27 protein-coding genes and 1 pseudogene are annotated in these 22,430 nt (G+C 67.3%); 13 read left to right on the top strand and 15 right to left on the bottom strand.

The window, feature by feature from the left end; all coding sequences use genetic code 11:
- Window positions 1-5 precede the first annotated feature (5 nt).
- Together sigB and AWC14_RS23065 are read right to left on the bottom strand one after the other, a co-directional pair.
- Complete coding sequence (sigB, locus tag AWC14_RS23070; RefSeq protein WP_081968238.1) at window positions 6-995, bottom strand: sigma-70 family RNA polymerase sigma factor SigB; 990 nt, start codon at window positions 993-995, stop codon at window positions 6-8.
- A 119-nt stretch (window positions 996-1,114) separates the two neighbouring features.
- Entirely contained in the window at window positions 1,115-1,522 is a 408-nt protein-coding gene (locus AWC14_RS23065; RefSeq protein ID WP_045382324.1) for a DUF3099 domain-containing protein, read from the bottom strand.
- Between the two features lie 43 nt (window positions 1,523-1,565).
- Here AWC14_RS23065 and AWC14_RS23060 point away from each other — a divergent pair, with 43 nt between their 5' ends.
- A complete protein-coding gene (locus AWC14_RS23060; RefSeq protein ID WP_045382327.1) occupies window positions 1,566-1,805 on the top strand; it encodes a DUF3039 domain-containing protein in 240 nt (79 codons plus the stop codon).
- On the opposite strand, the gene AWC14_RS23055 is transcribed toward AWC14_RS23060, so the two are convergent.
- Both AWC14_RS23055 and AWC14_RS23050 read right to left on the bottom strand, forming a co-directional pair.
- A complete protein-coding gene (locus AWC14_RS23055) occupies window positions 1,792-2,769 on the bottom strand; it encodes a YihY/virulence factor BrkB family protein (protein ID WP_045382330.1) in 978 nt (325 codons plus the stop codon). The genes AWC14_RS23060 and AWC14_RS23055 overlap by 14 nt on opposite strands.
- 63 nt (window positions 2,770-2,832) lie before the next feature.
- Window positions 2,833-3,027: a DUF7455 domain-containing protein gene (locus tag AWC14_RS23050; RefSeq protein ID WP_045382333.1), complete on the bottom strand. Its 195-nt coding sequence runs from the start codon at window positions 3,025-3,027 to the stop codon at window positions 2,833-2,835.
- A 73-nt stretch (window positions 3,028-3,100) separates the two neighbouring features.
- Here AWC14_RS23050 and AWC14_RS23045 point away from each other — a divergent pair, with 73 nt between their 5' ends.
- Window positions 3,101-3,517 carry a DUF952 domain-containing protein gene (locus AWC14_RS23045; protein WP_428838998.1) on the top strand — a complete coding sequence of 139 codons (417 nt, stop codon included), beginning with the start codon at window positions 3,101-3,103 and terminating at the stop codon, window positions 3,515-3,517.
- On the opposite strand, the gene AWC14_RS23040 is transcribed toward AWC14_RS23045, so the two are convergent.
- The 3 genes from AWC14_RS23040 to ppgK all read right to left on the bottom strand — a co-directional run bounded on the left by AWC14_RS23040 (window position 3,466) and on the right by ppgK (window position 6,420).
- On the bottom strand, window positions 3,466-3,873 hold the full coding sequence (locus AWC14_RS23040; RefSeq protein ID WP_045382340.1) for a RidA family protein: 408 nt from the start codon (window positions 3,871-3,873) through the stop codon (window positions 3,466-3,468). The two genes, AWC14_RS23045 and AWC14_RS23040, sit on opposite strands and share 52 nt — an antisense overlap.
- Before the next feature lie 34 nt (window positions 3,874-3,907).
- Window positions 3,908-5,461 (bottom strand): RNA polymerase sigma factor, encoded by a 1,554-nt coding sequence (locus AWC14_RS23035; RefSeq protein ID WP_045382344.1) that lies wholly within the window; start codon window positions 5,459-5,461, stop codon window positions 3,908-3,910.
- Between the two features lie 188 nt (window positions 5,462-5,649).
- Entirely contained in the window at window positions 5,650-6,420 is a 771-nt protein-coding gene (gene ppgK / locus AWC14_RS23030) for a polyphosphate--glucose phosphotransferase (protein ID WP_045382407.1), read from the bottom strand.
- Window positions 6,421-6,525: 105 nt separating this feature from the next.
- Between ppgK and AWC14_RS23025 the strand changes: the two genes are divergently transcribed.
- Window positions 6,526-7,392, top strand: a complete 867-nt coding sequence (locus AWC14_RS23025) for an inositol monophosphatase family protein (RefSeq protein WP_045382347.1) — start codon at window positions 6,526-6,528, stop codon at window positions 7,390-7,392.
- Between the two features lie 2 nt (window positions 7,393-7,394).
- Here AWC14_RS23025 and cei read toward each other — a convergent pair whose 3' ends face one another.
- The gene (gene cei, locus AWC14_RS23020) at window positions 7,395-8,042 is read right to left on the bottom strand and encodes an envelope integrity protein Cei (RefSeq protein ID WP_045382350.1); all 648 of its coding nucleotides are present in this window, start codon (window positions 8,040-8,042) and stop codon (window positions 7,395-7,397) included.
- Window positions 8,043-8,216: 174 nt separating this feature from the next.
- Here cei and AWC14_RS23015 point away from each other — a divergent pair, with 174 nt between their 5' ends.
- Entirely contained in the window at window positions 8,217-8,519 is a 303-nt protein-coding gene (locus AWC14_RS23015; protein ID WP_045382353.1) for a DUF4193 domain-containing protein, read from the top strand.
- 6 nt (window positions 8,520-8,525) lie between these two features.
- Here the strand turns inward: AWC14_RS23015 and AWC14_RS23010 are convergent, their stop codons facing one another.
- Complete coding sequence (locus AWC14_RS23010) at window positions 8,526-9,002, bottom strand: DUF3093 domain-containing protein (RefSeq protein WP_045382355.1); 477 nt, start codon at window positions 9,000-9,002, stop codon at window positions 8,526-8,528.
- 25 nt (window positions 9,003-9,027) lie between these two features.
- Here AWC14_RS23010 and dut point away from each other — a divergent pair, with 25 nt between their 5' ends.
- Together dut and AWC14_RS23000 are read left to right on the top strand one after the other, a co-directional pair.
- Window positions 9,028-9,492, top strand: coding sequence for a dUTP diphosphatase (dut, locus tag AWC14_RS23005; protein WP_045382358.1), 465 nt, complete (start codon window positions 9,028-9,030; stop codon window positions 9,490-9,492).
- Window positions 9,492-10,217 (top strand): DUF3710 domain-containing protein, encoded by a 726-nt coding sequence (locus AWC14_RS23000; protein WP_045382361.1) that lies wholly within the window; start codon window positions 9,492-9,494, stop codon window positions 10,215-10,217. The genes dut and AWC14_RS23000 overlap by 1 nt, the downstream gene beginning before the upstream one ends.
- On the opposite strand, the gene AWC14_RS22995 is transcribed toward AWC14_RS23000, so the two are convergent.
- Window positions 10,214-10,915, bottom strand: a complete 702-nt coding sequence (locus AWC14_RS22995) for a hypothetical protein (RefSeq protein WP_045382364.1) — start codon at window positions 10,913-10,915, stop codon at window positions 10,214-10,216. The genes AWC14_RS23000 and AWC14_RS22995 overlap by 4 nt on opposite strands.
- 136 nt (window positions 10,916-11,051) lie before the next feature.
- Here AWC14_RS22995 and AWC14_RS22990 point away from each other — a divergent pair, with 136 nt between their 5' ends.
- Together AWC14_RS22990 and AWC14_RS22985 are read left to right on the top strand one after the other, a co-directional pair.
- Window positions 11,052-11,423: an OB-fold nucleic acid binding domain-containing protein gene (locus AWC14_RS22990; RefSeq protein WP_045382367.1), complete on the top strand. Its 372-nt coding sequence runs from the start codon at window positions 11,052-11,054 to the stop codon at window positions 11,421-11,423.
- Window positions 11,420-12,142 (top strand): DUF3159 domain-containing protein, encoded by a 723-nt coding sequence (locus tag AWC14_RS22985; RefSeq protein WP_081968240.1) that lies wholly within the window; start codon window positions 11,420-11,422, stop codon window positions 12,140-12,142. The genes AWC14_RS22990 and AWC14_RS22985 overlap by 4 nt, the downstream gene beginning before the upstream one ends.
- Here the strand turns inward: AWC14_RS22985 and AWC14_RS22980 are convergent.
- Window positions 12,075-12,755 (bottom strand): potassium channel family protein, encoded by a 681-nt coding sequence (locus AWC14_RS22980; RefSeq protein WP_045382371.1) that lies wholly within the window; start codon window positions 12,753-12,755, stop codon window positions 12,075-12,077. The two genes, AWC14_RS22985 and AWC14_RS22980, sit on opposite strands and share 68 nt — an antisense overlap.
- Window positions 12,752-13,423 carry a potassium channel family protein gene (locus tag AWC14_RS22975; RefSeq protein ID WP_162267237.1) on the bottom strand — a complete coding sequence of 224 codons (672 nt, stop codon included), beginning with the start codon at window positions 13,421-13,423 and terminating at the stop codon, window positions 12,752-12,754. The genes AWC14_RS22980 and AWC14_RS22975 overlap by 4 nt, the downstream gene beginning before the upstream one ends.
- Window positions 13,424-13,556: 133 nt before the next feature.
- Between AWC14_RS22975 and AWC14_RS22970 the strand changes: the two genes are divergently transcribed.
- A complete protein-coding gene (locus AWC14_RS22970) occupies window positions 13,557-15,551 on the top strand; it encodes an APC family permease (RefSeq protein ID WP_045382377.1) in 1,995 nt (664 codons plus the stop codon).
- Window positions 15,548-16,735 (top strand): class I SAM-dependent RNA methyltransferase, encoded by a 1,188-nt coding sequence (locus tag AWC14_RS22965; protein ID WP_045382380.1) that lies wholly within the window; start codon window positions 15,548-15,550, stop codon window positions 16,733-16,735. Before AWC14_RS22970 ends, AWC14_RS22965 begins: the two co-directional genes overlap by 4 nt.
- A 114-nt stretch (window positions 16,736-16,849) precedes the next feature.
- Here AWC14_RS22965 and AWC14_RS30265 read toward each other — a convergent pair.
- Window positions 16,850-18,141: pseudogene (locus tag AWC14_RS30265) on the bottom strand (PPE family protein, SVP subgroup).
- A gap of 14 nt (window positions 18,142-18,155) precedes the next feature.
- A complete protein-coding gene (locus AWC14_RS22950) occupies window positions 18,156-18,455 on the bottom strand; it encodes a PE family protein (protein ID WP_045382386.1) in 300 nt (99 codons plus the stop codon).
- Between the two features lie 264 nt (window positions 18,456-18,719).
- On the opposite strand from AWC14_RS22950, the gene AWC14_RS22945 reads away from it, so the two are divergent.
- Both AWC14_RS22945 and AWC14_RS22940 read left to right on the top strand, forming a co-directional pair.
- On the top strand, window positions 18,720-19,724 hold the full coding sequence (locus AWC14_RS22945) for a sensor histidine kinase (protein ID WP_081968242.1): 1,005 nt from the start codon (window positions 18,720-18,722) through the stop codon (window positions 19,722-19,724).
- Complete coding sequence (locus tag AWC14_RS22940) at window positions 19,724-20,380, top strand: response regulator (RefSeq protein ID WP_045382416.1); 657 nt, start codon at window positions 19,724-19,726, stop codon at window positions 20,378-20,380. The genes AWC14_RS22945 and AWC14_RS22940 overlap by 1 nt, the downstream gene beginning before the upstream one ends.
- A 16-nt stretch (window positions 20,381-20,396) precedes the next feature.
- On the opposite strand, the gene AWC14_RS22935 is transcribed toward AWC14_RS22940, so the two are convergent.
- Entirely contained in the window at window positions 20,397-20,873 is a 477-nt protein-coding gene (locus tag AWC14_RS22935; protein WP_045382392.1) for a SpoIIAA family protein, read from the bottom strand.
- Between the two features lie 102 nt (window positions 20,874-20,975).
- On the opposite strand from AWC14_RS22935, the gene AWC14_RS22930 reads away from it, so the two are divergent.
- Window positions 20,976-22,160, top strand: a complete 1,185-nt coding sequence (locus AWC14_RS22930) for an FAD-binding domain (RefSeq protein WP_045382395.1) — start codon at window positions 20,976-20,978, stop codon at window positions 22,158-22,160.
- Window positions 22,161-22,430: the final 270 nt, after the last annotated feature.

Raw genomic sequence — 22,430 nt, 5'->3', positions numbered from 1 at the left:
GGGCCTCAGCTGGCGTAAGAGCGCAGCCGGTCGGCGCGTTCGCCGTTGCGCAGCTTGGCCATCACCTCGCGCTCGATCTGGCGCACTCGCTCACGGGACAGCCCGAACAGCTTGCCGATCTGGTCCAGCGTGCGCGGCTGCCCGTCGTCGAGGCCGAAGCGCAACCGGATCACCTGGTGCTCGCGCTCGTCGAGGGTTGCCAGCACGCTGCGGATGTCGGTGTGCAGCAACTCGGCGATCACCGCGTTCTCGGCCGACATCGCTTCGGCGTCCTCGATGAAGTCGCCCAGCGGAGCCTCCTCCTCGGAGCCCACCGGCATGTCGAGGCTGACCGGGTCGCGGCTGTGCTCGAGCAGGTCGTTGATCTTGTCGACCGGGATGCCCGACTCGGCGGCGAGCTCCTCGTCGGTGGCCTCGCGGCCGAGGTTCTGGTGCATCTCCCGCTTGATCCGCGCCAGCTTGTTCACTTGCTCGACGAGATGAACCGGCAACCGGATAGTGCGGCTCTGGTCGGCCATCCCGCGGGTAATGGCCTGCCGAATCCACCAGGTGGCATACGTGGAGAACTTGAATCCCTTTGTGTAGTCGAATTTCTCCATTGCGCGGATCAGTCCGAGATTGCCTTCCTGGATGAGGTCCAAGAGCGGCATCCCGCGACCCGTGTAGCGCTTGGCCAGCGACACCACCAGCCGCAGGTTGGCTTCCAGCAGATGGCGACGCGCCGCCTCGCCGTCGCGAACCACGGCCTGCAAATCACGTTTGCGGTTCTCGCCGAGCCGCTTACGGGTCTCCAGCAGATGCTGGGCGTACAGCCCCGCCTCGATGCGCTTGGCGAGTTCGACTTCGTCAGCGGCGTTGAGCAACGCCGTCTTGCCGATGCCGTTCAGATACACGCGCACCAAGTCCGCGGCTGGGCTTTGAGCGTCCAGATCGCTGTCAACCCGGCTTGTGGTGGCATTTGCCATAGCGGCCTCCCGATCGGCTTGAACTGTCATGTGGTCCAACGACCAACCCGAGCCAAGAGTTCCCACCACGCGCCGATCTCACACGCTTTGACGTGCACAAATGTGGCCGCGACCTGTGAAAGTGCTGAGAAACTCCGGCCGGTCGCCGATTACCCGGAACCCGGGGCGTCCGGTGGCGGCGCCGGTGCACGGCGCGGCTCCAGCGCGGGCCGCTCGGCGGTGGGGAAGATCGGGGTGCGGCGACGGGTGCTGTCGAACCGCCGGGGTTCGTCGGCGCGGCGCGGCGGCCGGTCGTTGGCGATCAACACGGCCATCCACGGCAACGGAATTGACGCAACCAGAATCAGCAGCGAGATCAGACCGTTGTGCCAGGCGCCGTAGGCGAGCGCGGCCAGCACCAGCGCGGGGATCCGGAATGCCATCAACGTCAGGTATTTGCGGACGCGCTCGCGGTGCTGCTCCTCATACGAGGGTGCCGCCGCGGTGATCAGCACCGGCCGACCGTCGTCGTCGAAACCCAGCTCGTGGCTGTGCTTCATCTCTTTACTGTCCCACACTCCGTCGACTCTGTCGTAACGGGTTTCCGGCACAATATGAGGCATGCAGACCCAGACGATCGAGCGCACCGATACCGACGAACGCGTCGACGACGGGACGGGCAGCGACACTCCGAAATACTTCCACTACGTCAGGAAGGACAAGATCGCCGAGAGCGCGGTGATGGGTACGCATGTCGTCGCGCTGTGCGGCGAAGTGTTCCCGGTGACCCGGTCGGCCAAGCCGGGCTCGCCGGTGTGCCCGGACTGCAAGCGGATCTACGACCAGCTCAAGAAGAGCTGACCCGCGCGGCTCTGAGGTCGCGGGCGCACTCGACGTTCGCGCCGGTGTCGTCCTGGTTGCCGATCCCGGTACGTGACTTCAGCCAGCGCCGCAGCCTGTGGGCATGAGTGGCCGGGGCCGGCCACTCCTCCTGGATGGCGGCGTTGAGCTCGGCGCCCAGCATGATCGCGAACCCGCCGAAGAAGGCGAACAACAAAAAGGCGATCGGGGTTGCCAAGGCGCCGTAGGTGTAGCCGGTGGAATTGATCCAGCGCAGGTAGAACCGCAAACCCAGTGTGGCGATGAGGAACACGACCGTGGCCAGCATCGCCCCGAGGACCAGCCGGTGTGTCGGCAGCGCCTCGGGCAGCGCCACGCGGTACAGGATTATCACGGCCACCATCAGCCCGATGATCAGCGCCGGGTAGTAGCCGATGTCCAACCAGCTGTCCGGGACGAACTGCTCCACCTTGCGGGGGCCCTGCACCATCAGCGGCGCGGTGGCGATCAAAAACAGCAGCATCGCGACGTACAACCCCAGTGCATAGAGCCGCTGGCGCACCGGATGGCGCAGGGGCGTTTGGTCGTGCGCCTCGACCACCGAATCGACGAACGCCGAAACGGCCGACGAGCCGGCCCACAGCGAGATCACGAAGCCCAGCGACACCACCTCGCCGCGCGCGCCCTTGTCGATGTCGCTGATCGTCGGCTTGATGATCTCGTTGACGACGTTGTCGGAAAAGAAGCTGTGCGCCATGGTCACCAGGCGGTGCTCGATGGCAGGCAGGGTGTCCGGACCGAACAGCGGTGCGACGTAGGCGAGGCTTCCGAGCATGCCCAGCAGCAGGGGCGGCAAGGACAGCGCCGACCAGAACGCCGCCTGCGCCGACTCGGAAAAGATGGAGTCATCCCAGCTTTTCGACAGCGTCCGGCGGGTGACGCACCAGATGTGGTGGCGTGAAGGCTTCGGGATCTGGCTGCTCATGATCAGTCCAGGATTCCTGACGTGGCGACCCGCCGCGCGGATTAGCGGTGGGCGAGTTGTGGGCTAAGGCTCCAGCGGGGCGCTGACTTCCAGCACGGCGGCCAATTCGATCAGCTTGGCCTCGTGTTCGTTCGCGTGATGCTGGCAGAAGAGAAGTTCGGCACCGGAGGGCAGCTTGGCACGCACCCGCGCGGCAGCGCCGCACCGGTCGCATCGATCAGCCCTAGTGAGTTCCGGACTGGTCAACGTTGCGTTCATGGCTACTCCTTCTGGCCTAACTCCACTGTCTCAAATGTCGGGGCGTTTGGCCTTCTTCCCCACGGGTTACCCGGTGTGTCGTTTCTCACGCCTACCCAGTTACCGGCTCGGGCAGGCTGTTCGGGTGAACTCCGAACCCGCGGTGCTGCTGCACCTGTGTTCAACAGACGACTGGTCGCGGGCGCAGGCCCGCGGCGAGCTTCGCCCGGAATCACTGGCCGACGCCGGCTTCGTCCATCTGTCGACGCCCGAACAAGTGCACCTGCCGGCCAACCGGCTCTACCGTGGTCGCACCGACTTGGTGCTACTAAACATCGACCCCGCCCGGTTGGCTTCGCCGGTGCGTTGGGAACCCGGTGTAGCAACGGATCCGGAGGCGATGCTGTTCCCGCATCTGTACGGCCCGCTGCCGATCGCCGCTGTGATCGACGTCACCAGCTACCGGCCGGGCGCCGACGGCGTTTTCCCGCCGGCCGCGGGATCTGCGTAGGCGTCGGCCTCGATCTCGACCAGCAAGTCGGGCGCAATGAGCGCCGAGACCTCGACCATGGTGGCCGCGGGACGGATCTCTCCGAAGACCTCTGCATGTACTTCGCCGACTTCGCGCCAGCGCGAAATATCGGTGACGTAGATGCGGGTGCGCACGACATCGGCCAGGGCCGCGCCGGCTTCACCAAGGGCAATCTCTATGCGGCGCAAGCAATCCCGGGTCTGCGCGGCGATGTCGTCGCCGGTGCCGGTTGTCCCCGACACCGCCACATGCGGGCCGATCCGCACGGCCCGCGAATAGCCGACCGTGGATTCGAAATGCGATCCGGACGAGACGAGGACGTGGCGCGATGACATGCGGTCAGGCTATTGCACTGCGCCGCAACACCGCTCAGTCGAGGTAGTCGCGCAGGACTTGCGAACGGCTGGGGTGGCGCAGCTTCGACATCGTCTTCGACTCGATCTGGCGGATGCGCTCACGGGTGACGCCGTAGACCTGGCCGATCTCGTCGAGGGTGCGGGGCTGGCCGTCGGTGAGCCCGAAGCGCAGCCGCACCACGCCTGCCTCGCGCTCGGAGAGCGTCTCCAGCACCGACTGCAGCTGGTCTTGCAGCAGGGTGAACGAGACCGCGTCGACGGCCACCACCGCTTCGGAATCCTCGATGAAGTCGCCCAGTTGGCTGTCGCCCTCGTCGCCGATCGTCTGGTCCAGCGAGATGGGCTCGCGGGCGTACTGCTGGATCTCCAGCACCTTCTCCGGTGTGATGTCCATTTCCTTGGCGAGCTCTTCCGGAGTGGGCTCGCGGCCCAGGTCCTGCAGCAGCTCTCGCTGGATGCGGCCGAGCTTGTTGATCACCTCGACCATGTGCACCGGGATGCGGATGGTGCGCGCCTGGTCCGCCATCGCGCGGGTGATCGCCTGGCGGATCCACCATGTCGCATAGGTGGAGAACTTGTAACCCTTGGTGTAGTCGAACTTTTCGACCGCGCGGATCAGACCCAGGTTGCCTTCCTGGATCAGGTCCAAAAACGCCATGCCGCGACCGGTGTAACGCTTGGCCAGTGACACTACCAGTCGCAGATTCGCTTCCAGCAGATGGTTTTTCGCGCGGTCGCCGTCGCGACAGATCCACATCATGTCGCGGCGCTGAGCGGCGGGCAGCTTCTCGCCGCGCTCGGCCATCTCGGCCATCAGCTGGGTGGCGTACAGGCCGGCCTCGATTCGCTTGGCCAGCTCGACCTCTTCTTCGGCGTTGAGCAGCGCCACCTTGCCGATCTGCTTGAGGTAGGCGCGCACCGAGTCTGCCGACGCGGTGAGCTCGGCGTCCTTGCGGGCCTGACGCAACGCCTCGGACTCGTCCTCGTCCCAGACGAAATCGCCTGAGGCTTTGTCCTTTTCGGTCGGCTCGGCGATTTCCTCGTCGTCAGAACCCTCGGCGCTCGCTGCGGCAGGGTCGGCCTCCGCCTCCGCCTCGTCGGTGTCCTCCGGCTCGGCGTCGGTGTCGTCGTCGCTCTCGGGTGCCACGTCTTCCTCGAGGTCCTCGAGGCTGAGGTCGGCGTCCAACTCGATGTCTTCGCCGGGCTCGCCGTCGAGTTCGGGTTCGGCGTCGAGCTCATCGACCTCGTCGTCGAGCGCGTCGGCTACAACGTCAGCGCCTTTGGTGGCGTCCTTGGCCGACGTGGCTTTCTTGGCGCGTCCACGCGCGGGTGCCGACTTGGCGGCGCTTTTCGCCGGTGCGCGGCCCTTTTTCGCGGTGTCGGCCGCCTTGGCGGTTTTGGCGGGTGTTTTGGCGGCTCGCGTTGCTGTCTTGGTAGCCCGTTTGGCGGGGGCGGAGCCGTTGGCGGACTTGGCCGCGGATCGCTTCGCCCCGGCTTTGGCGGGGGACTTGGTAGCGGTGCGCTTCACCGGCTCATCGGTTGCCGGGCTTGCTTTGGTCGCTGCCACGAAAACCCCTTCGGTCGCCTCAAGTTGTCACGCCGAGCCTTCGGCGCGGTTGGCGTGCGCTACCGAAAGTGTCGGCTATGTCGGATGTCGGCCTTGATATCAGCTTGGATGCTCGCCGCTAGTCGTGGGCGGCTGCCGGTGACCATTGTAACGACACACAAGGGTGGTGCCGCGCTGAGCGCGCAAATTCAGTGGGTGACGTCGCTGGTAGCGGCCATCGCCGCGCCGACGATACCGGCCGTGTTCAGCAGGGCGGCCGGAACCACCGGTGTCCGGTTTTTCAGCAACGGCACCCATTTGTCGGCCCTGCGACTGATCCCGCCGCCGGCGATGAACAGGTCGGGCCAAAAAGCGTTCTCGAAGGCGACCAGCACCTTGGTCACCTGCTTGGCCCACTTCTTGTAGCTCCAGCCTTTTTTGTCCCGGACCGACGACGCGGCGCGGTGTTCGGCTTCTTTGCCGTCGACGTCGACGTGGCCCAACTCGGTGTTGGGCAGCAGGATCCCGTTGTGAATCAGCGCCGAGCCGATCCCGGTCCCGAAGGTGAGCAGGATTACCAACCCGGTCTGGTCTTTGCCCGCCCCGTAGCGTTCTTCGGCGAGCCCGGCGGCGTCGGCGTCGTTGAGGACGACGACCTCCTGACCGTTCAGTTCGGCGCTGATGATGTCGCGCGCATTGGTGCCGATCCAGGCCTTGTCGACGTTGGCCGCGGTCTGCACGACGCTCTGGGTGACGACGCCGGGATAAGTCACCCCCAGCGGGCCCGACCAGCCGAACTCGTTGACAACCGCCGCGATGGTCTTGGCCACGGCCGGCGGGGTGGCCGGTTGCGGCGTAGCCAGCTTGTACCGGTCACCGATCAGCTGGCCCGTGTCCAGGTCGACGATCCCGCCCTTGATGCCGCTCCCACCGACGTCGACGCCGAAACCGCGCCGCTGCGGCGAATCGCTACTGGTCATCGGATCTCCTCGGGCGAGATGGGCCTGTTCGACCACACCCTAATGCGTCGATGCGCCGCCCACCGCCAGATCGCTGCGCTGCGGAAGCTGTGCTGCGATAGACCGGTGAGCACACCTGACAACCAGCCCGCCCGGCTGCGTGCGGTCGCCGAAGAGCTGGCCGGCGAAGCGGCAGCATTCGTGCGCCGCCGTCGTGCCGAAGTGTTCGGCGCCGACGCCAACGGCGAGGCGAGCGCGGCGGTGCAGACCAAGACAACCCCGACCGACCCGGTCACCGTCGTCGACACCGAAACCGAGCGGCTGCTGCGGGATCGGTTGGCGCAGCTGCGATCCGGCGACCCGATTCTGGGTGAGGAGGGCGGCGGGCCCGCCGATTCGGCGGCGGCCGGTGCGGTCACCTGGGTGCTCGACCCCATCGACGGCACGGTGAACTTCGTCTACGGCATCCCGGCCTATGCGGTGTCGGTGGCGGCGCAGATCGACGGCGTGTCGGTGGCGGGCGCCGTCGCCGACGTCGTCGCCGGACGGGTGTATTCGGCGGCGACGGGACTCGGCGCGCATCTCACCGACACGAACGGGACCCGCCGGCTGCGGTGCAGTGCGGTCGACGAGTTGTCGATGGCGCTGCTTGGTACCGGATTCGCATACTCGCGGCGGCGGCGCACCGCGCAGGCGGCGCTGGTGGCCAAGATGCTGCCGGTGGTCCGCGATGTGCGCCGCATCGGTTCTGCCGCACTGGATTTGTGCATGGTCGCGGCCGGCCGGCTCGATGGCTACTACGAGCACGGGCTGCATGTGTGGGATTCGGCGGCCGGGGCGCTGATCGCCGCCGAGGCGGGCGCGCGGGTGGTGTTGTTGCCCCCGGAATCGGACGGCAGCGCCGGGCTGGTGGTGGCCGCGGCGCCCGGGATCGCCGACGAATTGCTCGGTGCCCTCGCACGATTCGACGGGCTGGCCCCGATTCCCGGCTGAACTCAGCAGCTGCTGGAGTGGACTTTCGACAGCAGGGCCGGATCGGCCGGCTCGGCGCCCGGGCGCAATCCGGCGAGCACGGCGTCGATGTCGTCGCTGTGCGCCAGCGCGGTGAAGTCGGTGCCCAGCGCGAAATCGACGGAGTCGTCGGCGCGGTCGTCGCGGAACAACTCGGCGCACGGCGCCACCAGCCACACGGCCGCGGCGGAGGCCTGCCCGGCCTCGCCGAAGCGGATCTGGCCCTGGCAGGTCAGCCGGGTGCCCTCGTAGATCGGATCGTTGGCGGCCGTCGGCTGGGCGAACCCGAGGTCGTGCAGCGCATTGGCGACATCGGCGGCCTGACCGCCGCGTCCGCTGGCGTTGAGGACACGGATCTTGGTGTCGGCCAGTCTGGCCGGGGCGACATTCGTCATCGTGGAACGGGATACCGGCTCACCCAACCGGGGCTTCGCCGGATTCGACTGGTCGGGCGGCGGATTGCACACGACGGCCTCGTGGACCTCGGGCGGGCGGGTCAGCGCGATCGTCCACACCACGGCGGTTGCTACCAGCAGGACGATCAACAGGCAGATGGCGGGCCGGGCGTTGCGGCGCCGAAAAGGGCGACCGTGTTTGTCGAAGGCGGTGCCTTCGGTGATGAGCGCGACCACACGAGCACTCTAAACGCGATGTTTAACGCGGGATACCGCGGTTAAATAATCTGTGTGACGCAAATCACACTTGAAGACAGCGGGATACGGGCACGAATCGTTTGGCGGATGCGTTCGACGCTGGTACAAAGCGTTGCTTGCACAGTTTTCAAGGGGGAGCGAGGGGAGAGGCCGATGGCTACCGACTATGACGCCCCGCGGCGAACCGAGACCGATGACGTTTCGGAGGATTCGCTGGAGGAGCTCAAAGCGCGGCGGAACGAGGCGGCGTCAGCCGTGGTCGACGTCGACGAGTCCGAGTCCGCCGAGTCGTTCGAATTGCCTGGCGCCGACTTGTCCGGCGAAGAGTTGTCCGTGCGCGTTGTTCCCAAGCAGGCTGACGAGTTCACTTGCTCGAGTTGCTTTCTGGTGCAACACCGCAGCCGGCTCGCCAGCGAGAAGAACGGCGTGATGATCTGTACCGACTGCGCGGCCTGATCGGGATCAACTGCGCAATGCCGATAGCGCCCGCTCCGGGTGGCGGCAGCTCACCAGCCAGTACGGCGTCGGGTCGTCGGGGTCGTCGAGCACGACGAGCACCATGGGACCGACCCAGGCCCGGTGCAGCACAAAGGCCGCGGGATCGAGCTGGCGCCCCAGAGCCGCCGACTTGGCCGATCGGGGGATTTCCGCGGAGCGGGCGATCACGGTGACCGGCAGGTGCGCGTCGGCGGCCCACAGTTCGACCCCCTCGTCACCGGCGGTGACCCGTATCTCCATTCGTCCCAACCACAGCAGCGCACCGGTAGCCACCGCGAAAAGCACCGCGAACGGCAGCCAGTTCGGCAGCGCGGGCACCCCCTGGTTGACCTCTAAGGCGACGATCGCCGCGAGCGCGAAACCCGGCGGCCACCACCACCATGGCACCCACAAACGTTCGCGATACCGCACGCTTTGCGGCGCGACGCGCGTATCGGACACGCGGTCAAGGGTAATCTGTGCCCCCGTGTCGACCAGTGTGGCTGTTGTCCGTCTCGACCCCGGGCTTCCGCTGCCCAGCCGCGCCCACGACGGTGACGCCGGCGTCGACCTCTACAGCGCCGAAGACGTCGAACTCGCGCCCGGGCATCGGGCCCTGGTGCGGACCGGCGTCGCGGTGGCCATTCCGTACGGCATGGTGGGTTTGGTCCATCCGCGCTCCGGATTGGCTGCGCGCGTTGGACTTTCGATCGTCAACAGTCCCGGCACCATCGACGCCGGCTATCGCGGCGAGATCAAGGTGGCGCTGATCAACCTCGACCCCGCGACCCCGATCGCCGTGCACCGGGGCGACCGCATCGCGCAGCTGCTCGTGCAACGGGTCGAGTTGGTCGACCTGGTCGAAGTGGCGTCATTCGACGAGGCCGGGCTCGCCGAAACCTCCCGCGGCGACGGCGGACACGGCTCTTCCGGCGGACATGCGAGCTTGTAATGGCATTCGGTAGACGCAAAGCCCAAGACAACGACACACGCGACGCGGAAGTTGCGGCGGCACAGCCGGAAACTGCGGCCGAGCCCGAGGTGGAGCTCGACGGCCCCTTCGACATCGAGGATTTCGACGACCCTGCGGCCGCGGAGGTGGCCCGGCTGGACCTGGGCTCGGTGCTGATCCCGATGCCGGCGGAGGGCCAGCTGCAGGTCGAGCTCACCGAGACGGGCATTCCCAGCGCGGTGTGGATCGTGACCCCGAACGGGCGCTACACCATCGCCGCGTATGCGGCGCCGAAAACAGCCGGCCTGTGGCGTGAGGTGGCCGGTGAGCTCGCCGACTCGCTGCGCAAAGACGGGGCCCAGGTGAGCATTCAGGACGGTCCGTGGGGCCGGGAGGTGGTCGGCACCGGGGCCGGCGTGGTGCGGTTCATCGGGGTCGACGGGTATCGCTGGATGATCCGCTGCGTGGTCAACGGCGCACCGGAGGCCATCGACGCGCTGACTGTGGAAGCGCGAGAAGCGTTGGCGGACACCGTGGTTCGTCGCGGTGATACGCCGCTCCCGGTGCGGACACCGCTGGCGGTGCAGTTGCCCGAGCCGATGGCGGCTCAGCTGCGGGAGGCGGCCGCACAACAGGCGGCGGCCCAACAGGAAGCGTCCACCGAGCGCCGCAGCGCCGCCGGGTCGGCGATGCAGCAGTTGCGCAGCAGCACAACGGGCGGCTAAGCCGCGTCGCGCAGCGCGGCCAGGCACGCGGCGCCCAGCGCCGCCGGGTCGTCGCCGATCTCGTCGAGCGTCAGGGTCCGCAACGCCGCCCGCGGTGCGGCGGCGGCCCATTCGACGCCGACCTGCAGCGGGTGGATCGGGTCGTCGGTCGCGGCTGCGACGCCCAGCGGCGCGGCCAGGCGGGCCAGCTCCGCGCGGCTCGGCGCGACGTGCGCCGCGGCAGCGTCCATCGCGTCGGGCAGGTTCGGCCACAGGCGCCGCCAGGACCGGGCCAGCTCGTCGCCCAGCCATCGCGGGCTGGACGCCCGCATTTGCGCCATCGTCGCAGCCAGCCCGTCGCGTCGCAGCTGCTGCGCCGAATGCCGGGCCGCTAAAGAGGCCGGCGCGCCGTCGGGCGCCCCGGTCCAGGCGGGCAGCGCGGCCAGCACCGCCACCGCGCCGTCGGGGTGCCGCAGCGCCCAGCCGGCGGCCACCGCGGCACCGATTGAGACCCCGCCGACGGCGATCGGGCCGCGGCGCGCGGCGTTGTCCAGCGCGGCCAGGTAACCGTCGACCAGGCGGCCGGGCTGCGGCGGCGGCGCCACGACCAGCGCACCGGCGTCGCGCAGCGGGCCCCCGAACGCCCGCTCGATGTAGTCGTCGTCGGAACCCGTGCCGGGCAGTACGACGGTCGTCACACCGCGCAAGTCGACACCCACAGGCTCGATACTGCCCGGCGTTTAGGGGTACTCCACCGGCACCCCAGGGGGCCGCATGGCGCCCGGGAACTAACGGGTCTACGGTGTCCGTTGGCATAACGGGATTCGGCTCAGCCGAATTGTTGCAAAGAAGGTGATGGCGACGGCCGAAGGTTATCTGCGCCGGCTCACCCGTCGACTGACGGAGGACCCCGAGCAGCGCGACGTCGAAGAGCTGTCCGACGAGGCGGTCAACACCGGCGCGCAGCGGGCGATCGACTGCCAGCGCGGGCAAGAGGTCACGATGGTCGGCACGCTGCGCAGCGTGGAAGCCAACGCCAAGGGTTGCGCCGGCGGGGTGCGCGCCGAGTTGTTCGACGGCACCGACACCGTCGCGCTGGTGTGGTTGGGCCAACGCCGGATTCCCGGGATCGACTCCGGTCGCACGCTGCGGGTGCGGGGTCGGCTGGGCAAGCTGGACAACGGCACCAAAGCGATTTACAACCCGCACTACGAAATTCAGCGGTGACGGACTCTCACCGACCGGCGGTTCTGGCCCAGTTGGGCGGCGTCAGCGGGCTCGTCTACTCCTCGTTGCCGGTGGTTGTCTTTGTCGCCGTCTCCGCCGCAGCCGGCCTGATAGCTGCCGTCGGCGCGGCGGTCGGGGTGGCCGCAGTTGTCCTGCTGTGGCGGCTGATTCGGCGAGACTCCATCCAGCCCGCGGTGTCCGGGTTCGTCGGCGTCGCAATCTGCGCGGTGATCGCTTATGCGGTGGGGGAGTCGAAAGGCTATTTCCTGCTGGGCATCTGGACGTCCTTGCTGTGGGCGGTGGTCTTCGCGGTCTCGGTGCTGATCCGCCGGCCCGTGGTCGGTTACGCGTGGAGCTGGTTCGGCGGCCACGACCGCGGCTGGCGCGAGGTGCGAAGCGCGGTCTACGCCTTCGATATCGCCACGCTGACCTGGGTGCTGGTGTTCGCCGCCCGTTTCGTGGTGCAGCGGGTGCTCTACCAGAGCGATCGCACGGGGTGGCTGGCAGTGGCGCGGATCACGATGGGCTGGCCGTTGACCGCCGTCGCAGCTGTGGTGACCTACATGGCGATCAAGGCCGTGCAACGCGCGTTGGGCACTAGCCCTGCGGCGATCGCAAGCGCGGCGAAGCCGGGCGCAGCGGGTCGCCGCGCTAGCTCTGCGGCGATGTCTGATGCGTCGGCAGAAGCAGCTGGCGCAGCTCCGCCTCCACCTCAGTAACCGCGACGAACAGCAGCTCGTCGCCGCCTTCCAGCGGTTCGTCGGCCTGCGGAACGATCACCCTGGGGCCGCGCAGGATCGTCACCAGCGCCGCGTCGCGGGGCAGCTGCAGTTTGCGCACCGGCTTGCCGCCCCACGGCGTGTCGTCGGGCAGCGTGATCTCCACCAGGTTGGCCTGCCCCTTGCGAAACTCCATCAGCCGCACCAGGTCTCCGACCGCGACGGCCTCTTCGACCAGCGACGCCAGCATCCGCGGCGTGGACACCGCCACGTCGACGCCCCACGCGTCGGTGAAGAGCCATTCGTTGCGCGGATCGTTGACCCGCGCCACCACCCGCGGCACCGCGAACTCGGTCTTGGCCAGCAGGCTCAGCACCACGTTGGCCTTGTCGTCGCCGGTGGCGGCGATCACCACGTCGAACTCCTCGAGGTGCACCGACTCCAGCAGGCTGAGCTCGCAGGCGTCGCCCAGCCGCCAGTGCGCGGCCGGGATGGCGTCGACGTCGAGATGTTCGGGGTTGCGCTCGATCAGGCTGACTTCGTGGCCGCTTTCGAGGAGTTCACGGGCAATCGAGCGGCCCACCGCGCCGGCTCCGGCGATCGCGACTTTCATACCTCGAGGTCCTCGCTCGGCGGCAGGGCGGCAATGGCCATCGCCTCGGCGGCGCGGCCGGATATCGCGGCGATGTAGACCTGGTCGCCGGCCTGAATGACTGTTTTCTGTTCCGGCAACAGCCCGCTGCCGAACCGGATCAGGAACGCGACGCGTGCACCGGTGGCGGCCTCCAGGTCGGTGAGCCGATGTCCCACCCAGTCCTCGTGCAGCACCACCTCGACGACCGCGACGGTGCCGGTCGGGTCACGCCATTTGGTGGTTTCGCTCTCCCTGAGCAGAGCGTTGAGCAGACGGTCGGTGGTCCACGGCACGGTCGCGATGGTGGGGATGCCGAGGCGCTCGTAGACCGCCGCGCGTTTGGCGTCGTAGATGCGTGCCACCACGCGCTGCACGCCGAAGGTCTCCCGGGCCAGTCGCGCCGAAATGATGTTGGAGTTGTCACCGGACGACACCGCGGCAAAAGCCTCGGCCTCCTCGATCCCGGCCCGCAGCAACACGTCGCGGTCGAAGCCCAGGCCCAGCACCCGCTCACCGGCGAAATCCGGGCTCAGCCGGTTGAAGGCGGTGCCGTCACGGTCGATGACCGCGACATCGTGGCCGATCCGGGACAGGCCGTCGGCCACCGAAGACCCGACTCGGCCGCACCCCATCACTACTACCCGCACCCTGAGGTCCTTTCGGCGTCCCCTGCTCGTCGGGCCCGCGGCGCCGACCGCGTTGGCCAGCCGATTTGCGCCCGGAACATTCTCGTCTAGGGAACGCTACCGCCCGCGCCCGGTGGGCTTACTCTTGGCTCTCGTGTCCAAACTTTCGACGGCGGCGCGCCGGTTGGTGTTGGGTCGGCCGTTTCGCAGCGATCGGCTGAGTCATACCCTGCTGCCCAAGCGGATCGCGCTGCCGGTGTTCGCCTCGGATGCACTGTCGTCGGTGGCCTACGCGCCCGAGGAAGTTTTCCTGATGCTGTCGGTGGCCGGGCTGGCCGCCTACTCGCTGACACCGTGGATCGGTCTGGCGGTGGCCGCGGTCATGCTGGTCGTGGTGGCCAGCTACCGCCAGAACGTGCACGCCTACCCGTCGGGCGGCGGCGACTACGAGGTGGTCACCACCAACCTCGGCGCCAACGCAGGCCTGACCGTGGCCAGCGCGCTGATGGTGGATTACGTTCTGACCGTGGCTGTTTCGACGGCCTCGGCGATGTCGAACATCGGCTCGGCCATCCCGTTCGTGGCCGACCACAAGGTGCTGTTCTCGGTCACCGCCATCCTGCTGGTGATGGCGATGAACCTGCGCGGTGTCCGCGAATCCGGTGTGGCATTTGCCATCCCGACCTACGCGTTCATCATCGGGGTCGGCATCATGCTGGCCTGGGGGCTGTTTCGGATCTACGTGCTCGGCGATCCGTTGCGTGCCGAATCCGCCGGATTCCAGATGCATGCCGAACAGGGCAAGATCGTCGGCGTCGCGCTGGCATTCCTGGTGGCCCGGTCGTTTTCGTCCGGATGCGCGGCGCTGACCGGTGTGGAGGCGATCAGCAACGGGGTGCCGGCATTTCGTAAACCCAAGTCGCGCAACGCCGCCACCACGCTGCTGATGTTGGGCGTCATCGCGGTGAGCCTGCTGATGGGCATTATCGTGCTGGCCGAGAAGGCGGGCGTGCAAATCGTCGAAGACCCCGCCAAGCAGCTGTCCGGTGCGCCGCTCGACTACAACCAGAAGACTCTGGTTGCGCAGTTGGCGCAGGCGGTCTTCGGCAGCTTTCACGTCGGCTTCCTGCTGATCGCCGCGGTGACCGCCCTGATCCTGGTGCTGGCGGCGAACACCGCGTTCAACGGCTTCCCGGTGCTGGGCTCGGTGCTCGCCCAACACAGCTACCTGCCCCGCCAGCTGCACACCCGCGGCGACCGACTGGCCTTCTCCAACGGAATCGTATTCCTTTCCGTGGCAGCACTTTCGGCGATCATCGCCTTCCGCGCCCAAGTCACGGCGCTGATCCAGCTCTACATCGTGGGGGTGTTCATCTCCTTCACGCTGAGCCAGATCGGTATGGTCAAGCACTGGACCCGGTTGCTGCGCAACGAAACCGACCCCGGTGCCCGCCGCAAGATGATGCGCTCACGGGTGGTCAACACCGTCGGCTTCGTGTCCACCGGAACGGTGCTGCTCGTCGTGCTGGTCACCAAATTCCTTGCCGGAGCATGGATTGCGGTGGTAGCGATGACGGCGCTGTTCATCATGATGAAGGCGATCCGCAAACACTACGATGCGGTCAGCCGCGAACTGCAGGAGCAGGCCGCCGAAGACGAGGGCGTGGTGTTGCCCAGCCGTAACCACGCCATCGTGCTGGTGTCCAAGTTGCATCTGCCGACGCTGCGGGCACTGGCCTACGCGCGCGCAACCCGACCCGACGTGCTGGAGGCGGTCACGGTCAGCGTCGACGACGCAGAAACCCGTGAGCTGGTGCACAAGTGGGAAGACACCGATATCTCGGTGCCGCTCAAGGTCATTGCCTCGCCCTACCGCGAGGTCACCCGGCCGGTACTCGAGTACGTCAAACGGGTCAGCAAGGAGTCGCCGCGCACCGTCGTGACGGTGTTCATCCCGGAGTACGTGGTGGGGCACTGGTGGGAACAGGTGCTGCACAACCAGAGCGCGTTGCGGCTCAAGGGACGGCTGCTGTTCATGCCGGGCGTGATGGTGACGTCCGTTCCGTGGCAGCTGACGTCGTCGGAGCGGCTCAAAACGTTGCAGCCGCACGTGGCTCCGGGCGATGCCCGACGGGGAATCTTCGATTGACCGAACTAACCCTGACCGCCGGCGCACCGGCGAACGGAGGCAGCTGCGTGGCCCGCCACGACGGCCGGGTGGTGTTCGTCCGCTATGCGCTGCCCGGCGAACGGGTGCGGGCGCGGGTCACCGCGGACCGGAATTCCTACTGGCACGCCGAGACCATCGAGGTGATCGAGCCGTCGGATCACCGGGTCGAATCGTTGTGCCCGATCGCCGGCGTGGATGGCGCGGGCTGTTGCGACCTGGCGTTCGCCGAGCCGTCGGCGGCGCGCGCGCTCAAGGCCGACGTGGTGGCCAATCAGCTTGCGCGTCTTGGTGATCACCGCTGGCAAGGTGTCGCCGAACCCTTGTCTCCGACCGGCGCGACCGGATGGCGCACCCGGGTGCGGCTGGACGTCGGCGCCGACGGTCGCGCCGGCTTTCACCGTTACCACAGCGACGAACTGGTCACCGAGCTGAACTGCGCTCAACTGCACCCCGGAATGGTCGACGGACTGGATGCGCTCCGGTGGCCGCCGGGCCTACACCTACATGTCGCCGTCGACGACGACGATCAGCGCCATGTGGTGTGCAGCGTCCGCCAGGGCCGACGAACGTCGACCGACGTTGTCGAGGGCAGCTACCAGGCTGTGCAGCGGGTGGGCCGGCGCAGCTGGCGGGTGCCGGTGACGGCGTTCTGGCAGGCCCACCGCGACGCGGCGCGGTTCTACAGCACGTTGGTCGCCGACTGGGCGCAAGCCGGTCCCGGCATGACGGCCTGGGACCTCTACGGCGGTGCCGGGGTGTTCGCCGCGGTGCTGGGCGACGCGGTCGGGGAGACCGGGCGGGTGGTGAGCGTCGACACGTCGCGGGCGGCGGCGCGGGCCGCACGCGCCGCGCTGTCGGATCTCCCGCAAGTGTCGGTGGTCAACGATTCGGTCCGCCGGGCCCTGAGCGGCGAGCACGCCCGCGCCGATGTGGCCGTTCTGGACCCGCCGCGCTCAGGTGCTGGCCGCGAGGTCATCGATCTGCTGGCCGCCGCCGAGGTGCCGCGGATTGTGCACATCGGTTGCGAGGCAGCGTCTTTCGCTCGTGACATCGGCTTGTACCGCAGCCACGGCTACGCCGTCGAGAACATCCGGGTGTTCGACTCGTTCCCGTTGACCCACCACGTCGAGTGCGTGGCGCTTCTCTGCCGCGAGCGTGCATAGTTGTACCGCGTTCGCGGCGTGTCGGCGTACAAGCATGCACGTTCGCGGTCAACGGCGGTGAGCGCCGGAATCCCGCCGAGAAGGAAGGCGCAGCGGTCATGTCAGTGGGCGCGGTTAGTGACCGAGAAGGCGCCGCTTCTGTTCGGTGAATTCTTCTTCGGTCAGAATCCCGGAGTCCCGTAGTTCGGCGAGTTCGCGCAGTTCGGCGGCGATTCCCGTCACCGGACCGCCCGGCGGCCTCCGCGATGGTTTGGTGCTTGCGCGAGGCGCCGCCGCGGGCTCCCGACGGCCCATACCGGCGGTGCCGCCGAGAGCACGTCCGGCCATACTCGCCAGGGCCATTTCGCTGAAAAGCTGCCCCGAGCCGGCCGTCGCGATCTCCGGGGCCGCCGCGGCGGCGGTGGTCATCGGCAGCGCTGCGGCGGCTTGACGAAATGCCGGAGCCGCTGTTGCCCATGACTGCGGAACCGACAATGCACCGACCGAGGCGGCCTGGCCCATGCCTGCCGAGACTGGAGGCCAGCCCCAGCCTGGAAATGGGGTAAAACCTGGGAAGACGCCGCCGGTGTCTATCTGCGCGGCCTGCAGGGCGACGGCTACGCCGGCCGAATCCACGCCGAACGAGCCGGCCGAATCTATCCCGAACGAGCCGATGAGGTCGGCCCCGAGGCCCGCCGCGGCCATGGTCAACGCGGGGCTGGCACTAAGCACAGGTGCCGCCAGCGGGGGAGTGCGTCAACCGGTGTTGATGCGGCGGGCGTAGCCAGGCTCTGCAGTGCTTGGGGCGCCGCAGCGATTGACGAGACAGCGGTCGGCACGCGCGTACCGGCCGCAGTGCCGGTGGCTTGGGCCACCGCGGCGGCCTGACTGGCCGTGCCGCCCGGGTTGGTGGCCTGATCCGGCGGGGTGAACGGTGTCAGCTGCGAGGCGGCGGCCGCGCTGCCGGCATAGCCGTACATGGCCGCGGCATCTTGGGCCCACATTTCGGCGTAGTGCGCCTCGGTGGCCGCGATCGCGGGAGTGTTTTGGCCCAGGAAGTTCGTTGCCACCAGCGCGGCCAACTGAGCCCGGTTGGCGGCGACGACCGGTGGCGGCACGGTCATCGCGAACGCGGTCTCGTAAGCGGCGGCGGCGGCCTTGGCCTGGGTGGCAGTCTGTTCGGCTTGGGTTGCGGCGGCGTGCATCCACGCCGCGTACGGAGCGGCCGCGCCCGCCATAGCCGTTGATGCGGGCCCCAACCACTCTCCGGCCAGCTGGGAGATCACCGCTTCATATGAGGCGGCTGCCGAGCCCAGCTCCGTCGCCAGCCCGTCCCAGGCCGCGGCGGCGGCCAGCATCGGTCCCGACCCGGGGCCGGTGTAGATCCTGGCTGAGTTGACCTGAGGCGGCAACATCGCGAATTCCATTGCTGCCCGGTCCTTTAGCTGGCCGCGATTGCGTTGGCGGCCTCGCTGGCCGCATACGAGCCGGCGCTGATGCTCATGGTGGTCACGAACTGCTCGTGGATCGTCACGGCCTGGGCGCTGACCGCCTGATACAGCTGGGCCTGCGCGGCGAATCGCGCCGCGGTCAGCGCCGACACCGCATCAGCCGCAGCAGGGAGCACTCCCGTTGTCGGGGCAGCCGCGGTCGCGTTTGCGGCGCTCACTGCCGAGCCGATGCCTTGTAAGTCGCCGGCCGCCGCCGCCAGCATCTCCGGCTGCGTGGTCACGAACGACATCTGTTCCTCCTAGCGTGGCGAAATTGCGTTCCCCCAACACAAATGGCGCCGAAACGGCTCGCCGAGCGGGCGGTCGAGGGGCATCCGTCACACCGCAAGATGCCAATGCCGGACCGTCTGTTCGATCCAGCCGCGTCCGCACCCTTTGCACCTGACCTCCAGTTTCCGTCGCGCACCGCCCATCGGCTATTGGGCCTGACACCCATTCGGCGGGGGACCAGACCCGTATGGACAAACCTGTACCGCCCGGATCACCCTGGTGGCATGACGCGTCGAGCAGCGGTCATCAACGCGATGCGACGACGAGCGAGGGTCCCGGCAGGTGGCCTGTTCAGGTGGGTCGTGTTGATCAACGGCCTGATCTTTGCGCTCGGCACGCTGGTGCTCGTGATGTCGCCGGCAACCGTGTCGTGGCCCGTCAAGCTCACGGAGATCCCGGTTCTTGGCGTGGGGCTGGCGTTCATGCTGACCGCCAACGCGCTGCTGCTGCGGTCTAGGCTTGCGCCCCTGGATCGACTCGCCGTATCCATGTGGCGGGTTGATCCGCCCCGGCGCAGCGCCCGCCTCCACGACCGGGGTGACTTACAGCACCTCATCACATCGTTTAACGCCATGCTGGACAGGCTCGAATCAGAGCGCACAACCGCGAGCGCAGCGGCGCTGGCCGCGCAGGAGACCGAACGCCAGCGCATCGCGCGGGAGTTGCACGACGAGATCGGCCAGACCCTCACCGTGGCGCTGCTCACCCTCAAGCGGGCGGTTGACCGCGCACCCGCGGAAATACGCCCGGAGCTCGAGGACACTCAGGAAACTTTGCGAGGGAGCCTCGATGAGATGCGGCGCATCGCTCGTCGGTTGCGCCCGGATGCGCTCGAAGATCTCGGCTTGCCGAGCGCGTTGCACGCGCTGTGCAACGAGTTCACCCAGGCGAGCGGCGTCGGCGTCGTCAAACACATTGCGCCGCAAGCTGGCCGGCTCAGAGCCGACGTCGAATTGGTCTGCTATCGCGTCGCTCAGGAAAGCCTGACCAACATCGCCCGCCATGCCGGCGCCGACAAGGTTTGGTTGGATTTGCACACCACCGCAGACGAACTCACCCTGCGGATCGCCGACAACGGGAAAGGCGAGGTGGTCTCCGAAGGTGCGGGGATCGGCGGTATGCGCGAACGCGCGCTGCTCGTGGATGCCACTCTGACAATCACCTCACCAAGTAGCGAAGGGACCGATGTCAGGCTCGTGGTGCCGCTAACGACCGGTCAGAGCCAATGATGGTGTCCACTCCGGTGCGCATCCTGCTCGCCGATGATCATGCGCTTGTGCGAAGCGGCTTGCGGATGATCCTGGATGCCGAACCTGACCTGCGTGTCGTCGCCGAGGCCGCCGACGGATGCGAGGCCCTCGCGGCCCTCGACGACACCCCGGTCGACCTAGCCATCCTTGACATCGCGATGCCGCGGATGACCGGACTGCAGGCTGCGCGGGAGATCAATCGCAAGTACCCCCTCGTGCGGATGCTGATTCTGTCCATGCACGACAACGAGCAGTATTTCTTCGAAGCGCTCAAGGCGGGGGCATCCGGCTACGTTCTCAAATCGGTGGCAGACCGCGACTTGCTCGAGGCCTGCCGGGCGACCATGCGCGGTGAACCGTTCCTATATGCCGGGGCGGTGACAGCGCTGATCCGCGAGTATCTCCGGCTGGCACAGCACGGAGACGCGCTGCCCAACACCATTCTCACCTCACGCGAAGAGGAAGTGCTCAAACTGATCGCCGAGGGCTACTCGGCCCGCGAAATCGCGAATACCCTTGGCATTAGCGCCAAAACGGTGGATCGGCACCGAACCAACATCCTGCAGAAGCTTGGCCTGCGCGACCGCTTGGCACTAACCCGATACGCGATCAGGACCGGCCTGATCGAACCCTGATGGGCGTTGATCGCAACTACTGACTACTGCGTTCAGAGACGACACCCTTCGCGAGGCTTCCGGCCCCGGCGATGACCCCTCCGATGTAGGCCTTGACCACGTCACATGCGGACACCTCAGTGCCTTTCGGTAGCGCGGCCAGCCACGCGAGAGCATCTTCGCGTTCATTGTTGGCGTACACCCGGACTGGACACGGCAGCCAGGCGCCGATGCTACGGGTTGACGTCCGAATCCAGCCGATGTCGCTGGCAACCGCGCAGCCGTCGAGCAGCTGCACGTACGAGAATCCCAGCCGCGCGTCGGCCCACAGTGCACCCGGCGTGATGCGCCGGAAGCTCGGGCCGAACTGGTAGAGCAGGCGCATCCGGCTTCCCGTTCGTCGCGCCCGATCGACCATGGGCGCAAAGACCCGCCGGTAATCCCCGGCTGTTACCGTGCCGACGGCCTCGAGTGCCTGGATGCCCGGGGGCATGCCCGTAAGTTCCTTCAGCACAACGACTCTCCCTATCGCGGCGTCGATGCATAGCGTACTAGTGCAACTATTGCATAGTGCTACTATAGCTCTGATAGCTCTATTCGTGAAGAGGTTGTGCTCATGAAGGTCGCCATTGTCGGCGCCGGTATCGCCGGACCGACCCTTGCGTATTGGCTATGGCGTTACGGCCACGAACCGACGCTGATCGAGAAGGCGCCGCGGCTCCGCACGGGCGGGTATGCCGTCGATTTCTGGGGCGGCGGATATGCGGTCGCCGAACGGATGGGGCTCACCGCCGAATTGCACAGCACCGGATATGCGGTCCAGGACGTGCGTCTGGTGAACCGGCACTCGCGGAGAGTGGGCGGCTTTTCGGTGGATGCATTCCGGCGCAACGTCGATGGCCGATTCGTCACTGTGCCGCGTGGTGACCTGGCGGCCATGATCTACCGCTGCATCGACGGTCATGTCGAAACCCTCTTCGGTGAAGCCGTCTCGGCCATCACCCACGATGACTCGGGCGTACGGCTCACATTCGAACGCGGCGGACCCCGGATATTCGACTTGGTCGTCGGTGCCGGAGGCATCCATTCGCCGGTGCGCGATTTGGTGTTCGGGGCCGAAGCAGCATTCGAGGCCGATCTCGGTTATCGAGTCGCCGCGTTCGAAGCCGAGGGTTACCGGCCGCGCGACGAACTCGTCTACCTCGCCTACAACGCACCGGGGCGGATGGTGGGGCGGTTCGCGATGCGCGAAGACCGGACGCTGTTTCTGTTCGTTTTCACCGCCGATCACATGAGCGGACGTGATCCGCAAAACTTGGCTGAGGTCAACAACACGCTGCGCGACATCTTCGGTGACGCCGGTTGGGAGTGCCCCGAGATCTTGCGTCAGCTGGACGGTGCCGCCGATGTGTATTTCGACCGGGTTAGCCAAATCGTCATGGACCATTGGTCGCAGGGACGGGTGGCCCTCATCGGCGATGCCGCCGCCGCGGTTTCGTTGCTTGCGGGCGAAGGGGCAGGCCTGGCGATGGTGCAGGCCTACATACTGGCCGGCGAGCTCAATTGCGCGGCGGCCGATCACCGGGAGGCCTTTCGCCGCTATGAACAGCGGCTCCGGCCGATCGTTGAGTCCAGGCAGCGGTCGGCTCGAGGGTTCGCGGCGATGTTCGCGCCAAAGACGGCGCTGGGCCTGTGGGTCCGCAATCAGGCGTCCAAGCTGCTGAACGTTCCGCAGGTCGCCGACTGGGCCGTCCGACGCGAATTCCGCGACGACATCGAGCTGCCCGAGTACGCCGTCTAATTGCCCACGACCGTATTCTCGCGTCCACTACGGGCGGTTTATCCGGGCACGTCGGTGGGTACGTCATCGGCCTAACCTGGATTTTTCGCGGAACTTCGTGTGACACGGTGTTGAGTTAGCGAAAGTGCCTGTCCTGCAAGGGATAATGAGATTTCTCTACGATCCATTATTCCGGGCGGAGGCACTTTCTAAGCCTGAATCCGTGGATCAGTGATTTGGTGTCGTCGCGGGGCTGATTCTTGCACGAGTGGGGCGGTTGGGATTGGCGTG

It is taken from the genome of Mycobacterium kyorinense (assembly GCF_002101735.1).
Lineage (GTDB): Bacteria > Actinomycetota > Actinomycetes > Mycobacteriales > Mycobacteriaceae > Mycobacterium > Mycobacterium kyorinense.
Note: the sequence above shows the minus strand (reverse complement) of the source record. Positions and strands in the feature narration are given on the sequence as shown.

Coding starts and splice junctions, on each gene's coding strand:
- sigB (WP_081968238.1), bottom strand. CDS start 995: ATGACAGTTCAAGCCGATCGGGAGGCCGCTATGGCAAATGCCACCACA.
- AWC14_RS23060 (WP_045382327.1), top strand. CDS start 1,566: ATGCAGACCCAGACGATCGAGCGCACCGATACCGACGAACGCGTCGAC.
- AWC14_RS23055 (WP_045382330.1), bottom strand. CDS start 2,769: ATGAGCAGCCAGATCCCGAAGCCTTCACGCCACCACATCTGGTGCGTC.
- AWC14_RS23050 (WP_045382333.1), bottom strand. CDS start 3,027: ATGAACGCAACGTTGACCAGTCCGGAACTCACTAGGGCTGATCGATGC.
- AWC14_RS23040 (WP_045382340.1), bottom strand. CDS start 3,873: ATGTCATCGCGCCACGTCCTCGTCTCGTCCGGATCGCATTTCGAATCC.
- ppgK (WP_045382407.1), bottom strand. CDS start 6,420: ATGACCAGTAGCGATTCGCCGCAGCGGCGCGGTTTCGGCGTCGACGTC.
- AWC14_RS23015 (WP_045382353.1), top strand. CDS start 8,217: ATGGCTACCGACTATGACGCCCCGCGGCGAACCGAGACCGATGACGTT.
- AWC14_RS23000 (WP_045382361.1), top strand. CDS start 9,492: ATGGCATTCGGTAGACGCAAAGCCCAAGACAACGACACACGCGACGCG.
- AWC14_RS22990 (WP_045382367.1), top strand. CDS start 11,052: ATGGCGACGGCCGAAGGTTATCTGCGCCGGCTCACCCGTCGACTGACG.
- AWC14_RS22980 (WP_045382371.1), bottom strand. CDS start 12,755: ATGAAAGTCGCGATCGCCGGAGCCGGCGCGGTGGGCCGCTCGATTGCC.
- AWC14_RS22950 (WP_045382386.1), bottom strand. CDS start 18,455: ATGTCGTTCGTGACCACGCAGCCGGAGATGCTGGCGGCGGCGGCCGGC.
- AWC14_RS22945 (WP_081968242.1), top strand. CDS start 18,720: ATGACGCGTCGAGCAGCGGTCATCAACGCGATGCGACGACGAGCGAGG.
- AWC14_RS22940 (WP_045382416.1), top strand. CDS start 19,724: ATGGTGTCCACTCCGGTGCGCATCCTGCTCGCCGATGATCATGCGCTT.
- AWC14_RS22930 (WP_045382395.1), top strand. CDS start 20,976: ATGAAGGTCGCCATTGTCGGCGCCGGTATCGCCGGACCGACCCTTGCG.